This window comes from Mycobacterium stomatepiae (assembly GCF_010731715.1).
GTDB classification, from domain to species: Bacteria; Actinomycetota; Actinomycetes; order Mycobacteriales; family Mycobacteriaceae; genus Mycobacterium; species Mycobacterium stomatepiae.
In genome coordinates this window covers 6,002,659-6,017,064 of the sequence record NZ_AP022587.1, presented here as the reverse complement: position 1 = coordinate 6,017,064, position 14,406 = coordinate 6,002,659, and the positions used below count along the sequence as shown (strand labels likewise).

At 65.2% G+C, this 14,406-nt stretch carries 15 protein-coding genes and 1 tRNA gene; 6 read left to right on the top strand and 10 right to left on the bottom strand.

Going from position 1 to position 14,406, the window contains the following annotated elements:
- The first annotated feature begins 734 nt into the window (after positions 1-734).
- A complete protein-coding gene (locus G6N54_RS28490; RefSeq protein WP_163794063.1) occupies positions 735-1,343 on the top strand; it encodes a DUF305 domain-containing protein in 609 nt (202 codons plus the stop codon).
- Positions 1,344-1,870: 527 nt separating this feature from the next.
- Here the strand turns inward: G6N54_RS28490 and G6N54_RS28485 are convergent.
- The 3 genes from G6N54_RS28485 to G6N54_RS28475 all read right to left on the bottom strand — a co-directional run bounded on the left by G6N54_RS28485 (position 1,871) and on the right by G6N54_RS28475 (position 4,399).
- Positions 1,871-2,536, bottom strand: a complete 666-nt coding sequence (locus G6N54_RS28485) for a TetR/AcrR family transcriptional regulator (RefSeq protein ID WP_163794061.1) — start codon at positions 2,534-2,536, stop codon at positions 1,871-1,873.
- A 125-nt stretch (positions 2,537-2,661) separates the two neighbouring features.
- Positions 2,662-3,447 (bottom strand): hypothetical protein, encoded by a 786-nt coding sequence (locus G6N54_RS28480; RefSeq protein ID WP_232073100.1) that lies wholly within the window; start codon positions 3,445-3,447, stop codon positions 2,662-2,664.
- Positions 3,448-3,784: 337 nt separating this feature from the next.
- Complete coding sequence (locus tag G6N54_RS28475; RefSeq protein ID WP_163794059.1) at positions 3,785-4,399, bottom strand: TetR/AcrR family transcriptional regulator; 615 nt, start codon at positions 4,397-4,399, stop codon at positions 3,785-3,787.
- Between the two features lie 252 nt (positions 4,400-4,651).
- Here G6N54_RS28475 and G6N54_RS28470 point away from each other — a divergent pair, with 252 nt between their 5' ends.
- From G6N54_RS28470 to G6N54_RS28460, 3 genes are all read left to right on the top strand, one after another.
- Positions 4,652-5,158, top strand: coding sequence for a winged helix-turn-helix transcriptional regulator (locus G6N54_RS28470; protein ID WP_163794056.1), 507 nt, complete (start codon positions 4,652-4,654; stop codon positions 5,156-5,158).
- A 41-nt stretch (positions 5,159-5,199) separates the two neighbouring features.
- Complete coding sequence (locus G6N54_RS28465; protein WP_163794054.1) at positions 5,200-6,066, top strand: alpha/beta fold hydrolase; 867 nt, start codon at positions 5,200-5,202, stop codon at positions 6,064-6,066.
- Between the two features lie 228 nt (positions 6,067-6,294).
- Positions 6,295-6,471: a hypothetical protein gene (locus G6N54_RS28460; protein ID WP_163794052.1), complete on the top strand. Its 177-nt coding sequence runs from the start codon at positions 6,295-6,297 to the stop codon at positions 6,469-6,471.
- Here the strand turns inward: G6N54_RS28460 and G6N54_RS28455 are convergent.
- Positions 6,468-7,523 (bottom strand): alpha/beta hydrolase fold domain-containing protein, encoded by a 1,056-nt coding sequence (locus G6N54_RS28455; RefSeq protein ID WP_163794050.1) that lies wholly within the window; start codon positions 7,521-7,523, stop codon positions 6,468-6,470. The two genes, G6N54_RS28460 and G6N54_RS28455, sit on opposite strands and share 4 nt — an antisense overlap.
- A gap of 104 nt (positions 7,524-7,627) precedes the next feature.
- On the opposite strand from G6N54_RS28455, the gene G6N54_RS28450 reads away from it, so the two are divergent.
- Positions 7,628-7,698: transfer RNA gene (locus G6N54_RS28450), tRNA-Cys, on the top strand.
- Positions 7,699-7,704: 6 nt separating this feature from the next.
- Here G6N54_RS28450 and G6N54_RS28445 read toward each other — a convergent pair.
- From G6N54_RS28445 to G6N54_RS28425, 5 genes are all read right to left on the bottom strand, one after another.
- Positions 7,705-8,850 carry a zinc-binding dehydrogenase gene (locus tag G6N54_RS28445; protein WP_163794048.1) on the bottom strand — a complete coding sequence of 382 codons (1,146 nt, stop codon included), beginning with the start codon at positions 8,848-8,850 and terminating at the stop codon, positions 7,705-7,707.
- Positions 8,851-8,894: 44 nt separating this feature from the next.
- Positions 8,895-9,230, bottom strand: a complete 336-nt coding sequence (locus G6N54_RS28440) for a YchJ family protein (RefSeq protein WP_232073098.1) — start codon at positions 9,228-9,230, stop codon at positions 8,895-8,897.
- A 146-nt stretch (positions 9,231-9,376) separates the two neighbouring features.
- Entirely contained in the window at positions 9,377-10,621 is a 1,245-nt protein-coding gene (locus G6N54_RS28435) for a DUF7373 family lipoprotein (protein WP_163794046.1), read from the bottom strand.
- Between the two features lie 12 nt (positions 10,622-10,633).
- Positions 10,634-11,122, bottom strand: a complete 489-nt coding sequence (locus G6N54_RS28430; RefSeq protein WP_163794044.1) for an Rv0361 family membrane protein — start codon at positions 11,120-11,122, stop codon at positions 10,634-10,636.
- 19 nt (positions 11,123-11,141) lie between these two features.
- Positions 11,142-12,860: a serine/threonine-protein kinase PknH/PknJ gene (locus G6N54_RS28425; RefSeq protein ID WP_232073096.1), complete on the bottom strand. Its 1,719-nt coding sequence runs from the start codon at positions 12,858-12,860 to the stop codon at positions 11,142-11,144.
- 87 nt (positions 12,861-12,947) lie between these two features.
- Here G6N54_RS28425 and G6N54_RS28420 point away from each other — a divergent pair, with 87 nt between their 5' ends.
- Complete coding sequence (locus tag G6N54_RS28420) at positions 12,948-13,286, top strand: C39 family peptidase (protein WP_163794042.1); 339 nt, start codon at positions 12,948-12,950, stop codon at positions 13,284-13,286.
- 106 nt (positions 13,287-13,392) lie between these two features.
- Here the strand turns inward: G6N54_RS28420 and G6N54_RS28415 are convergent, their stop codons facing one another.
- Positions 13,393-14,328 carry a TPM domain-containing protein gene (locus tag G6N54_RS28415; RefSeq protein WP_163794040.1) on the bottom strand — a complete coding sequence of 312 codons (936 nt, stop codon included), beginning with the start codon at positions 14,326-14,328 and terminating at the stop codon, positions 13,393-13,395.
- Positions 14,329-14,406 lie beyond the last annotated feature (78 nt).

The following is a 14,406-nucleotide window of genomic DNA, read 5'->3' as shown; positions in this document are numbered from 1 at the left end:
GTCAATCTCCCCCATCCGTGTCCATCTCCCTCATGCGGCTCTTCCAGGTTCGAGGTGATGCGTGCCGGACCACACTCTGAGTCTGATGTGTGCGGGACCACATTATGCAGCAACCAGTCTCAAGTCAATGCTTTTCTGACCTTGTCGTCTCAAAACACGTGTCAAGTAGTCCGGCTACCGCTCCAGCTCAGTCGACTTTCCCTGGCTTGCTTCAATTTTGGCGCGTTGGACGAGAAATTCTGGACGCGCGGCCGGCGGAGTGTGAGTGTCGCTAAATATAGCAGCACTTAACTAATATTTTTATCAAGATTAAAGATTGACCCACGTCCGTCGACGGAGCGCCCGGCGGCTTCCGGGCCACGTCCTTGCTGGTCGCCGAGGTAGACCGAATGGTCTTTCGGCAATGGGGTTTAGCGCTGCTAAACATGAGAGGCCGTGTCGTAAAAGCGATCTCGCGGACGGCCAGGCACACCGGATTCATAGGTGCTCGCATCGTCGACGCCCACGATCGCGAGCCACCTGACCGGCGCCACTGCCGCAGCCGACGGTTCGACGTCCGCCTTGCCGTCACGCCGGAAGTCCTTCCCCGCGGTTGCGCACGCGGGTCGTCGCGCCGGACGGTTACACGAAGGGCCGGCCGCGGTTCACCTCGCGGCCGGACAGGGCGATCGATCAATCGGGACCCACCGACGCCACGGCGAAATTCGATTCCGGGCGTCCACTAATCTGACGACGTGCCATCGTTCGCCACGCGCATCGCAGCCGCTCTGATGGCCTGGGGCATCGCGTTGCTCCTCTCGTCGTGCAGCAGCTCGCCGTCGGGCGACCACGCACACCCGACCCGGAGCGATGACATGCCCGTGATCACTGGTGAACCCGCCGCCTACACCCCCGCCGACGTTGCTTTCGCGAACGACGCAATTGCACGTGAGGATCAAGGTATCAGCATGTCGGCACTGGTAGCCGATCATTCCGAGAATCCCGACGTCGTCGCGTTCGCCGCCAAGGCCGTCGCGGCCCTGCAGGTGGACACACAGGTCTTGAAAGCCTTGCGGGCGCAGTGGAAAGAAGGCCAGGACAACCCGTCCGGGACCAGCAACCTCCCCACCGCGCCCAACAACCCGCGCAACAACCCGACCCTCACCAAGCTTGCGGCATTGCGGGGGCCTGAGTTCGACACGGTCTACCTGAACTCGATGATCAGTCTGTATCAGGCAACAATCGACCTCGCCAACGGTGAAGTCGCTAAGGGAAAGAACGTCGACGCCATCAGCCTGGCCAAGCAAATAGTCAAAGCACGGCAGACCGACATCGGCCAGATGCAGCAGCTCCTCGCCGGGTAATTGTACTGGTGCGCAATGCTATTCACTGCAGCTTCACGCTGAGCCACATTCCCGCACGCCCTGCGGGCCGGCCCTCGGCCACCTCGAATATCGACGACGAGTTTCCGTCTACCGTGTCACGCTCTTCCGGTGCCTAGCCGGACCATCGACACCCGTGTGCCCAAACGGCGGAGAATGAGACAGCTCAACCGCTGAAGTCCACCGGCGGATGCGGAGATCGACTAGGAGGTCGAGGTTCTCATGTCAATTCAGAATTTAATCAATCATATATTCAATGGTGTGCGCGACCCCGGCGTGGGGGCGATGAGGATCTATGGCTCACGGTAAGGCACTCGTGTTCGGCCAGGCTTCCATTCGCGACCGTCTTGGCAGCGGCGGTGTTCGACGGTTAGGTCTTCGCCGCGATGGGCCGGCGCCCGAGTCGCGAGCGCATTCTCGAAGCGATGATTCTCATCGCAATCTACGGTGCGAGTGGCGACAAGGCTAGTTGGATTGATCAGAATCCGTTGCGGGGCTCACTATTCCAGTCATGGCGCCGCGGTCGGTGTGGCACCTTCCGGGTAGGCGCCGTAAATAGTCAGACGGGCCATCTCCTCGATGAACGCCTCAGCGCTTGGCGGCGGGCGGGTCGAGCCTTCAAACATCCAGTCACCGAATACCGCGATCGAGAACACCATCCCGAAGATCACCCGCGTCACGACCGCGGGATCGAAAGGACGGAACCCGCGCTCCGCGATCTCGCCGTACACGATGGCCTCAAAACGTTCCAGGAGTCGGCCCATTTGCGGCGCGGAGGCGGTTTCGGCGCTCAACGGTCCGCCCACGGCGCGGGCTCCGATCATTTCGTGGATCAGTCGCCGATTCGCCGACAGCACGTCGTAGACACCGCGATAAAAGTCATACGTTTCCGCGTAGGGGGTCTTCATGCCGCGCGGGCGCGCGGCCCAGTCCGCCACATAGTCGGACACGAAGGTGTTGAACGGTGCCAGCACCGCCTCTTCGAAAAGCTTCGCCTTGGATCCGAAGTGCCGGAAAATCATCGGCTCCGATACCGAGGCCGCCCGGGCGATCTCCCGCGTGCTCGTGCCGGCGTAGCCGCGCTCAGCGAACAAGGCGCGCGCCGATTCCAGCAGCAGGCGCCTTCCCGCACCGCGCGTCACTGCCTGGCCGTTGACCTTCGTCTTACCGGGCACGCCGCCATTTTCGCATTGACAGCTATCTCCCGACGCCCGAATGTCTTCAGACGCGTGTCGCGGATTCTGCATGGCGATGCCCGGAGTCCCAGTCAGGGCAGACTGCTCCAGGAGCTCCGGGGTCGTCATGTCTTAAGCGAAGTAGTTCTCGTCGGGATCTTCCCGCTGGGCCCGGATCGCCCGGAAGCAAAGGTTGCTCTGGATGATGATCCACACGGTGAACAGCACGAATGGCGACCGAACACCAGTAGCCCGTTCCACGCGAACGGACCGGTGCGGGGCAGGAAGGCGAACGCACCCGCCTCGAACATGAACGTGATCCACAGCGAGCCATAGGCCCACCACCGCGGGAACGGGTTGTTCTTGACCAGCTGGGTGGCCGGGCGCAGCGCAATCACCGAGACCGCGACCCAGGCGAAGATGTATGCCTGATCGGTCGTCGTCATCGTCAGCGAAGCCAACTCGTGAATCAACGTGGTCACTTCGGAGTTCTTGCGCGGCGCGGTGTAGGCGGCGACTCCCCAGAACATCGGGGGCAGCGCCAGATAGATCGACATCAATGCGCCGCTGGCGAGGGTGAGCGCGCTCCACACCTTCCATCGACCCGGTTCCACCCGGGCCATCTGTGCGGCGAACACCGCCCAAATCGGCATCATGAAACAGCCGGTCCAGCTGCAGATGACCGCCCCCCACTTGATCTTGGTTCCGTTGGTCACGTACCACTGCGCGACCTGCTCTGCCGACCACTGCGGGTTTTTCAGCGGGGCCTGTTGCAACAGGAGGACGAAGGCGAGGCCGTAGACGATGGCGAGACCGACACCCCACCAAAGGATCGCGCGCTGGCTCGCCAGGGAGAAGTGGCCGCGATTATCGACTGTGGTGTGTGGCGGCGAAGCCGTGGATGACGTCATGAATTGCCCTCTCAAAAGAAGCGTTCAGTCGTGCCGGGCGCGTCGTGTCACATATGACCGCACGATGTGCCCTGCTTCACAAAAGAAACCATACCGCAGTATGATAACGATCGTTCGCATGGATTCGTCAAGAGTTGGTATTGACATGGCTGCCTCATACGACGGCCTTGCGGACCGCGGTCTGCCGACTCTTCCAGCAGATTCTGCCGGTTCACCGCCCGGCTGCTCGGATCGACTCGCCAACAACGGCCGGGTGCGCCGGCGACGAGCGTTTCCGTTACTTCGGAACGTCCAGCCGGATCGAACGTGAATAAAACGGAGCCTTACGTGCGGTGCACTAGCCGGTCGAAGACGTCGCCGCACGCGGTGGGATCACCGCATTGACAATCAGTGTCAGCTCGCGCCGATTCGGGGCTTCGCCGGTCAGCAGGAAACGGTGATTGATCAGGGCCGGCCCGATCCGGGCGGTCAGCGGGGTCAGGGTGGCCGCATCGATATCGCCGGCCTCGACCGCGGCGGCCAGGATCGAATCGATGACCTTCAACCGCGGACGCACCACCGCGTCGGCGAAGATAGCGCGCATCTCGGGTTCGTGCAGCAGCTGATGCATGATGTGCAACCCGGGAAAAGCGGTTTTGCCGGCCAAAAGGTCACGGTGCGAAGTGAAGAGCGTCAGCAGCGCGTCGCGCGCCGACCGCCCGGGCCGTGGCTCGGACAGCGAGGGCAACGCGAACACCAGCGCGGCGTGCACCAGGTCGTGCTTGCTGCCCCACCGCCGATACAGCGCGGCCTTGCCCGTCTGGGCGCGAGCGGCGATTCCTTCCATCGTCAGCCCGCCGTATCCGACCTCGGCGAGCTCGGCCAACGTCGCCTCGTAGAGCGCGCGTTCGAGCACCTTGCCGCGCCGACGGCTACGAACGCCATTCGACAATTTCTGGGCCTCTTGCAGCATTGTCCGATAGTAGCCATACGCGTTCTGTTTTTTGGCGCTACGCGAACGGCCGGCTTGCGTCCGGGCCGAGTCGAGCAAGAAGCTGAGTTGCCAATTTCTTTACACATCAACACTGTTCACCGATTCGCCACAGCATCGTCAGACAAGAGGCGTCCTGGTTTAGCGCGACACGGCCGCCCGGCATCGCATACATGACAAGCGCACATGTGGCCGACGCCAGGTCTTTCCCAGTGACAAAACTAAACTTGCACCATGCCACTTGGGAGCGGGTACGAGGACCAAAGCTGCGCGCTGGCTCGGGCACTCGAGATCCTCGGCGAGCGCTGGACACTCCTGATCGTCCGCGACGCCTTCCACGGATTGACCCGCTACGACGAGTTCTTGCGCAGTCTCGGCATGGCGACGAACATCCTGAGCTCTCGGTTGCAGAAGTTGGTGGACCACGGCGTGCTGGAACGGACCGCGCCACGCGGCTCGTATCACCTGACCAAGAAGGGGCGCGACCTTTTCCCGGTGGTGCTATCGCTGATGGCGTGGGCCGACCGCCACACGCCGGGCCCCGACGGTCCCGAGGTCTTGATCCTGCACAACGGCTGCGACCACCCCGCCGGAGCCGCGCTGCGATGCGAGCACTGCGGGGATCCCGTCGCCCTGCGCGACCTGCGCGTCGTGCCTGCGCCCGGCGCCATAGGGGCCGATGGCGAACCGACCACCCTGACGCCGCCGCAAGTCGCCGCCTGGGGAGATCGACCACGCTGAGGTGTTGCATTTTGCTTGTATCATGCAAGTAAGATCTGGCCATGTCGATCAGCGCGCAGCTCGGCCCGGAACACCGCGTCGACATCCCCGCGGGCGTGATCCGCTACCGCGACCGCGGCACTGGCTCGCCGATCGTGTTCGTGCACGGCGTCGCGGTCAACGGTGATCTGTGGCGGCACGTCGCGCCTCGCCTGGCGGACGGGCACCGCTGCATCACTCCCGACCTGCCGTGGGGGTCGCATTCGATCCCACTGGATCCGGATGCCGATTTGTCCCTGCCCGGCATGGCCCGGATCACTGCGGACTTTCTCGACGCCCTGGACCTCGAGGACGTCACGATCGTCGCCAACGACACCGGTGGAGCCGTGGCGCAGGCACTGGTCGGGCGTCATCCCGACCGGATCGCACGGCTGGTGCTCACCTCATGCGACGCGTTCGAGAAGTTCCCGCCGACGCCGCAGAAGTACCTGGAGGTGATGGCGCGCTCGCGACTGCTTACCTGGGCCGTCGCCTACACCGCACAATTCAAGCCGATCCAGCGCTTGCCGACCGCGTACGGGTTTGTCACGTCGCGGGCAATGCCGCCCGACATCATGCGTTCGTTCACCGACCCGGTGCGGCGCAACCCGGGCGTCAGGCGCGACTTTCGGCGCATGCTGCGCGCGGTCGACACGAAGTACACGTTCGACGCCGCGGCGCGGCTGACCAATTTCGACAAACCCGCGCTGGTGCTCTGGGCCGACAACGACAAGATCTTCCCTCGCGATCATGGGCGACGGCTGGCAAAACTGTTGCCGCAAGGACGATTTGACCTTATCTCCGGAAGCCGCACGTTCATCCCCGAAGATCAGCCCGACCGCCTCGTCACCGCGATCGAGGAATTCCTCGCCGGACAGCCGAAGGAGTGACGGATGGGTCGTACCTCTCGGCCGCCGGTCGGCTCGCTGGATTGGGAAGCGCAGGGCGGCACGGCGGGCACGCCAGATCACCACCGCCGCCGGGTGGGAGACCGCACGCCAGGACCGGGTTGCGCTGGCCATCACGACCAACTTGAACCCGTTCGTCTCCGCGCAGCGATACGGCATGGAGGCCCACTGGGTGCGGGCGGGCGGACTCATCGACGTACTCGCTCAGCAGTGGGCGGTCCATCCGGAGAACCTCGACAAATCCTCACCCATTACCCACGCGACGGGTTCGCCGAGGGCACCGCCCGGCTGGTCCATCAGGAAGCCCGACGCAACCTCGGCTGCCGGTTCGCTTGCTTCGGCCCGATCTTCCCGACCGCGGTGCGGTGGAGCAAGTTCCGCTGCTAGCGGAGGCTCTTGGCGAAGCCGCTGAGGTCGCGGATGCTGGCCGCGAAAACGTCGGGCATGGCGCCGGCGAAGATCAGGTCGCCCCCGTGGCAGGTGCCCGCGACCAACCGGCCCACGGTCGGCACACCCGCGTGCACCAGGCGGCGATAGTAATCGAGCCCTTCGTCCCGCAACGGGTCGATCTCGTTCACTGAAATCACGTGCGGCGGTAGGCCCTTCAGGTCGTCGTCGGTCGCGACGCCGGCAAAGCAGGTGGGGTCGTTCGCGTTCTGATTCTCCGGGTCGTAGAGCGAGCCCAGTATCTCCAATTGCTGAAGGCTGATGAAGTAGCCGTCGCACTCCCGCAGTGAAGGCAACTCGTCGGGCGGTTCGTGCCACCGGTTGGAGATGTACGGGCACTGCGCGTAGAAACCCGCGATTTCCCCCAGCCAGCCTTCACGTTTCGCTTTGTGCGCCACGGTGAGCGTGAGATTACCTCCGCCGGACTCGCCGGCGACGATCAGGTGGCTGACGCCGAGTTCCGAGCGGTGCGACGCTACCCAGCGAACGCCGGCCGCGCAGTCGTTCAGTCCGGCGGGAAACGGCTGCGGGCCGAGCTTTCCTCCGGAGTTGCGGAACTCGACGCCGACGACGACAAGGCCGGTGCTCGCTATGTACTCGCGCAGCCGCGTGTACGTGGCGTCGGCCGCGCTGGCGATGGCCATGCCGCCGCCGTGTAAATGCACGACCGCGGGCAACGCACCCTCGACGTCGGGGCGGCTGACGTACAGCGTGACGTCGTTGCCGTCTTCGCCGGTGATCGTCGTCGTCGTAGTCGTCACGCCGGTCACGTCCGGAACACCCGCCGCGAATAGGCCTAGAACGGCGCCCATCCCCTCCTCGGCCATCGCCGCATAGGCCAGCCGTTCCTCGAGCGGCGCATCGATGGTCAGCGCCACCGTCGGCGCATTGTTGTCCAGACCCACCGGTGCAAGGGCTTCGACCATGCGCGGGTCCGCCCGAGGGTCGGTGCGCAGACAACATTCCGGATCAGCAAGACGACCGTTGGTCATTTTGCGACTGTACTTTCGCTGCCCGCGGTGCCGCTAGACCGAAATGATCGGGCCGAGAAAAACACTGGGCCACAGCGACCCGCGCTGGCAGGGTAGCTGTTCATGCGGGTGTGGCTGAGCGGCTAGGCAGCGGCCTGCAAAGCCGTACACACGGGTTCGAATCCCGTCACTCGCTCTGCATTCACCCGGCGGCGTGCGGAGCCACCAGGAACTTCTCGCCGGTCGCTCGCTTGAGGTATTCGTTGAACGCGTCGGGCGCCAGCATGCCCGCGAGTGAGACCTCGCGGGTGTAGCTACTCGCGAACGTCGTGGTGAGTTCGGCGGCCACCCGAGCGCGCAACCGACCGAACGTCTCGGCGTCGGCCTTCTGGATGAAGTAGGTGAGCAGCCAGCCACCGATGCCCCACGCCATGCCGAAGTTCCTGGTGAGCACCGTGGGGCCGGTGTCGAGTCCGCCGTAGATGTATACCTGCTTGTGCGTGGTTGACCCGTAGCGGGAGTACTCGCCCGCGGTCGCGCTGGCCGCCTTCTCCATGCCGTTGAGGATTTGGCTGGCAAGCGTGCCACCGCCGGTGGCGTCGAAGGCGAGCGTCGCGGAGGTCTCTTTGAGCGCCTCGACCAGATCTGCTTCGAACGACGGCGACGAAGAATTGAGCACATGGGTTGCGCCGAGCTTTGTCAGCAGCTCCTCTTGCTCGGGTTTGCGGACGATATTGACCAGCGGTATGCCGTCTTCCTGGCAGAGCTTGACCAGCATCTGGCCGAGGTTGGATGCGGCGGCGGTGTGTACGAGGCCCGAATGTCCTTCGCGGTGCATGGTTTCGGTCATTCCCAGGGCCGTCATTGGGTTGACGAACGACGATGCCCCGTCCCTCGCCGTAGCACCGTCTGGCAGGACCAGACAGGCAGCAGCGTCGACCACCCGGTATTGCGAGTACATCGCGCCGCCCGCGATCGCGACGGTCTTTCCGATGATCGCCTGGGCCGCTTCGGCTGATCCGGCGGCGACCACGGTGCCCGCGCCCTCGTTGCCCACCGGGAGCGACTTGTCGAGGCGCGCCGCGAGCGCTGCGAGGCTCCCCTGCCCCACCGAAGCGGTGACGACGGGGCGTTCGGGTGTCCCGGTGACCGTCGCCTTGGTCATGTCGGCGCTGGCAATGAGAAGGCCCAGATCCGACGGATTGATCGGCGAGGCTTCCACTCGCACCAGCACCTCGTTGGCGCCTGGCGTCGGAACAGGAACCTCCTGCAGCGAGAGCTCGAGCGTGCCATCGGAGGTCACCAGCGAACGCAGCTCCAGTGCCTCGCTGGGTAAATCTGCGGTCATGGGCGATGCCTCGTTTCCGTCGTCGGTCATAGGCGTGTCAACGCTCAAGACGGCCAGCGATCTTCCGCTGCGGCGTCGTCAATGGCGTCGACGTAAAACCACCGGCCGGCCCGGCGCTCGAAGTGACTGCGCTCATGCAGGCAGTCGGCGCGGCCCCCGGACTCGAACCGGGCGTTGAACTCCACCTCACCGCGATCGTCGTCTGGACCACCCGCGACGGTGTCGATCACCTCGAGTCCGGTCCAGGTGATGCGCGGGTCGACGGTCACGTCGTCCGGCCGCGTTCGCGGATGCCAGGTGCGGAATAGATAGGCGGCGTCACCGTGGGCGAATGCCGAATACCTCGACCGCATCAACTCCTCGGCCGATCGGGCCAGCAATTCGCCATCGTGTAGCGGCCCGCAACAAGCGCGATAGCCGACGTCACTGCCGCAAGGACACGACGGCCCGAGGAGTTCGTCCACGTCAGCAGCCTGACAGACCCGCGCCGGGCAGTGCGGCGGTCACCCGTCGATGCATCATCTCGTCAACTCGCCGTCAGGATGCGATATTGGGCCGCCATCTGTTGTTGGGCGTTATCGAGCTGGCGGGCAACCGTTTTGATGGTGTAGCGGCCCGCGACACTCAGACACCAGTAGCGGGGCACCAGACCGTTGGATCCGGCGACACGAGTGCAGTGACTGTCCGGGAGACCGGGGACCGGTGAAGCCGCTTGTGCGGCAGGCATTTTAGCGGCAAGGTCGCTGTAACCCCGGGCGAGCGTCTGCGCAGCCGCGGCGTCTTTCGCTTGGTAGACGGTGGTCAGATTCACCGAAACAAAGTCCACGCCCACCGCGGAAAGCAGCGGACCGCTCTGCACGGGATCGTCCTCGAGGTGCAGCGCGCCCGCTGGCGGGTAGGCGGCCCCGGACATCGAAGTGGTTTGGTCCGCTGGCGGCGGCAAGGTGCGCGCGACCAGGCCGGTGGGATCCAGTGCAAGCGTGGGGAACTCGGCCGCATCGGTCGGCACAAAGGTGTCGAGAAGAGGAAGCTGACGATCCAGTGTGCGCCCGGCAAGTTGGGCTTCACAGTCCGGGCCGGCGGCACACCGCACAACTTGGACGAGAACGTAGGGACCGTGCGCGGTGAGCGCCGTGAGTTCAACCACGGTCTGGGCGCCCTCTTGGAAAGTCAGCACCGTACCGCCGGCCTCGGGATGTCCCGGAATAGGCAGCGGGCGTTCCGGTTCTGTCACGATCGGGGTGGCGGTGGGATCACGCGGCATGTTCCTGGCCGCCGTGGTCATGTTCTGCGCCGCCTGGGATGCCTCCGCGGCGCTGGCGAATCGCAGCACGGAATTGCGCAGCGCCATTTGCGGATTGGGGCCCTGGGACTGTCGCTCGGTGACGAATCCGACCACCAGCGACAAGTTGTAGGCGCCCCCGGCGATCGGCGCCCACACCGCGCGCGTCAGCCCCTTGGATTCGGCGATGACGGCCGGACCGGACGAGTTCAAGCCGATCAGTGAGGGCTCGATCTCCCAGGGCCCGACGACGTAGGCAGCCATCCGGCGTCCTTCGGCGAGTCGCCCGGCGTGGTCCGAGCCGGCGTTGCCCAGCGGGGGCTGCGGCGCGACGGGATATCTTCCCGGGTCAAGCAGGGAGGTGTTCACCGGCGCCGCGGAGGTTGACTCGGGCGCGCGGGTGGCTTCGCCGGCGGTGGTGTGGCTACAGGCCGCGAGCAGCAGTGCAGCAACAATCGTCGAGTTCACGTGCAGCAGTGCGCTTTTCATATTGATTCGTGGTTACACCTTGCAGATTTTCCAGCCGTCTTCGAGCTTCAACGGCAAGCTGACGGTGCGAGTGCCCAACGTTTCGTTTTGACTTTCGAACGTGGCGTCGGCGGTGTCGCCGGTGATCGCGATGTTGCTGATGTTCTTGATCGTGGTGACGCCGTTTTGGGCGCGGCCTTTCTTGACGTAATTGATTGCGGTGCCGCTGAATTGGGACCGCATCGCCGTACACATCAATTCCAGATAGGCGTCCCAGTTTTGGGTGTTGTACGCATCCTGAAACGCCATCAGGGTCTCCCGGATCTGATCCTGGGCCGAAGGAGTGGCGGAGGGGGCCGGGGTCGCCGGGCCACCGGAGGGGGCCGCGGCGGGCATCGAGTTCGAGGCGACGGTGTGTTGGGGCTGCGCGGAGCCTCCGGTTGTCGTCGTGCACGAGACGGTCAGCGCGGCGACCACACCGATGGCCCACAGGCGGGTAACGACCGGTGCGAAAGCGTTCATCGATATCCCCCGTGTTGCGTCATTGTCGTGGCACCTTGTTGGCGGTAGCGCTGACCAGCGCGGCGATGTCGACCCCGCCCGCGGCGCGGCATTGCCGGATGTCGACTAAGACATTGCCGCGCACCATCATTCCGTGTTGACACGATCCGCCGCCGCGCAGCGTCGCCGGCAGGGTCAGCACACCGGCAGTGGTCTGGGGCTGGCCCAAGTCCCACGTCTTGGCGGGCGCGCCTGGTTCGGTAACGGTGACGGATTTTCCGCCGCACAGCGACCATTGCCCCTCCTGCGACGTCAGGGCGCTGACGGCCTTGTCGCTGGGGAAGGCGAGGACAGCCTGGGTGACGCTGTCCTGCCAAGCCTGTTCGTTCATGCCGCGCAACGTTTGTACGGCCACACCCGTGTAACTGGTTCGCCCATACACGCTCTGCTGTGCGGGGGCCCAGGCGCCCACGCATGAGGGGTTGTCAACGGCCGCCGAATCGTCGAGCAGGCCGGCACTGTCTTGCTCGAGCACCAGCGGATCCCCATTGGCCGCGACCGGAAGTTGGGCCGCGGACAACAAGATCGAGCGCAGCTGAGCGGGGGCGACATCGGTGGCCGGCGGCCCCTGCGGCGACGCCGATGAGCCCGGTGATCCGGAGCCCTGGCTGACGTCAGTGTGGGGCCCGCCGGCGTCCGGCCAGGCGAGCACGGTGACCGTGGCGACCAACAGCACCACGCCGGCCAGCGCGGCGGCGATCAAACCGCGCCGGCGCTTAGGAGCCGGCGCTTGCGGCCCGGGTGGCGGGAACTGCCCGGGCAGTCGCGACCCCGGCCAGGCGGTCACCGTCGGCGGCTGCGAAGTGTGCGGGTAGGAGTGGACGTCACCGCTGGGGATCGGTGGCAGCGGTGCGTAGCGGTTGCGATCATGCAGCGCCGAGACGGCGGCGTCGGCCAGTGCGCCCGCCGACGGGAATCGGGCGGCGGGATCCTTTGCCATCGCGATCGCGATTACGTGATCGAGGCCGGGAGGCAGCGACGGCACCGCATCGCTGGGGCGGGGCGGGGGTTGCATCAAGCGGGCCATCATCACGGCCGCGGCCCCGTTGTTGGCCGGGAAGGGTGTGTTGCCCGTGAGCAATCGATACAGCGTGCAACCCAACGAATAAATGTCGACCCGGCCGTCGATTCGCCCGTTGGACAGCACCTCGGGTGCGGCGTAGCCGACGGTGGCCACCACCGCCCCGGTGGCGGTCAGACCCACGTCGTCAAGCGCACGAGCAATCCCGAAGTCGCCGAGCAGGACTCGCTCGTTGGGGCCGAAGGTGCCGGAGAGCAGGAAGTTGCCCGGCTTGACGTCGCGGTGGATGACGTGGTTGGCGTGCGCGAAATCGAGCGCCTTGGCCACTTGCGAGATGATGTGGACCGCCCGGTGTGGGGTCATGGTTCCGTCGCACAACGCGGCCTCGGCGTCGGTTCCGTCGACGAACTGCATCGCGATCCACAGCTGACCTTCTTCGGTTTGCCCGCGCGTATAGACGGACACGATCTGGGGGTGCGCCAGTGCGGCCGCCGTGTCGGCTTCGCGAATGAATCGCGCCCGAAAGTCCCGATCGCGCGACAGCTCGGCCGAGAGCACCTTGAGGGCGACTTGGCGGGGCAACGCGGGATCGGCGGCCAAATACACGGTGCCCATCCCCCCGCTGCCCAGCACCGCCTCGATGCGGTAACCGCAGACCAGCGCCCCGTTTGCCAGCACCCGTCAACCCTACGGTCCGGCGGGCGACACCGACTCGTTTTTCGTCGTTAAGCGAGTTCGGCGGGAGAGATCATCGACCGGGCCCATGTGACGCCCAGCTCACAGGGCCCCGGCCCGATCTACACCAGGCCCGCCAATCCCAAGGATCCGAATTCCGGCGAGGGCATGTGGTTCCGCGACATCCCCGCGCTACTGGCGCAGTACAACGTCGGCGCCACCATTCGCAACGGCAGCATTGAGGAACTCGAGCAGGAACTGGGCGCCGGCCACAAGGTGCTCGTCAGCCGCAACAGCGAACTCATCTGGCACGAGCCCGTCGACCACAAAGACGAGCAGGGCAACCCCGCCCATGACCACACGGTGGTCGTGACCGGTGTCGACACCCGCAACGACGTCGGGCACCTCAACGACAGCGGCAGCCGCTAGGGTCGCGACGAGCAGATCCCGCTGGCGCTCTTCGTTCAGTCATGGAACTCCAGCGACAAGTTGATGGCGGTCACAACCTAGCAATCGTGTTGATATGTAGGCTTTTTCACCCTCGACGTCTAGGCGCGCGATGGGCCGCCAGCACGTCGGCGTTCGCCAGCGTTTGCGCCTGAGCGGCCAGCGTCGATGCCCCGTTGGCATGAGCGATCGCTTCGGGCTCGTTGCTTGCTTGTTTGTCGTGCGCCGCCGCCAAATGCCTTCTCGCCTCGTCGAATCGCGCCCGCGCCTCCGCGCCGATGCTCTCGCGATGCTTGGCGACGTAGTCGGAGACTTGGCGCAACCTGGCGTCCGCGATCGGCAACGCCCGCCCCAACGAATCAACGCGCTGTCCATCACCGGGGGCGAGCGGCGGCACGCCGCGGCGGCGGCGTACGCGATAGAGCACAATCGCCGCCACGACGATGACCACGACGACGATGACGCCGATCGCGATCATCAGCCAAATCCGCTTTGACGAGCCCGGCGGTTCGCTCGGCTCCGACGGATTGTTCGACCCTGATGGCTTGGTCACCCCTGCTGATCGATTCAACCCGTCGGCCGCCGCGACCGCCGCACCGCTCCAGTCCTTGGCACCCACCGCGGGTTCAATCTTGTTGCTCCGCAGACTGTTTAGGTCGGCGTCCGTAATGCCCGGGGCCTTCGCCGGCACGGAGAACGCGTACGCCTTGGTGTTCGTGGCCACGGCCAGCAGCGCGTCGCGGTCGTCCATTTCGCTGGCGCTGCGGGTTTTGTCGGCCCAGTTTTCGGGTTTGAACCTGGAGAAGTTGTCGACGTAAACCACCCACAGTTGAACGTGCTGATCCCGATAGAGCCGGTCGAGTGCCGCGCGGACCGTCGCCCGATCGGAATCCGTCAACACCCCGGTGTTGTCGGTGATGTGATCGGTCAGCTTGGACGGCGGTTGCGCGCCGGCGGGGGTTGCCAGCGGTAAACCGGCTGCGAGGATCGCCAGAACTACGCCGAGCAAGCGAACAATCCGCATACGGGTAATCTAGCCCGCCGCCGCCCAGCCGACGTCAAGCACATGTGCCGTCGTCGCTTTCGCGGGTGACGACGTACG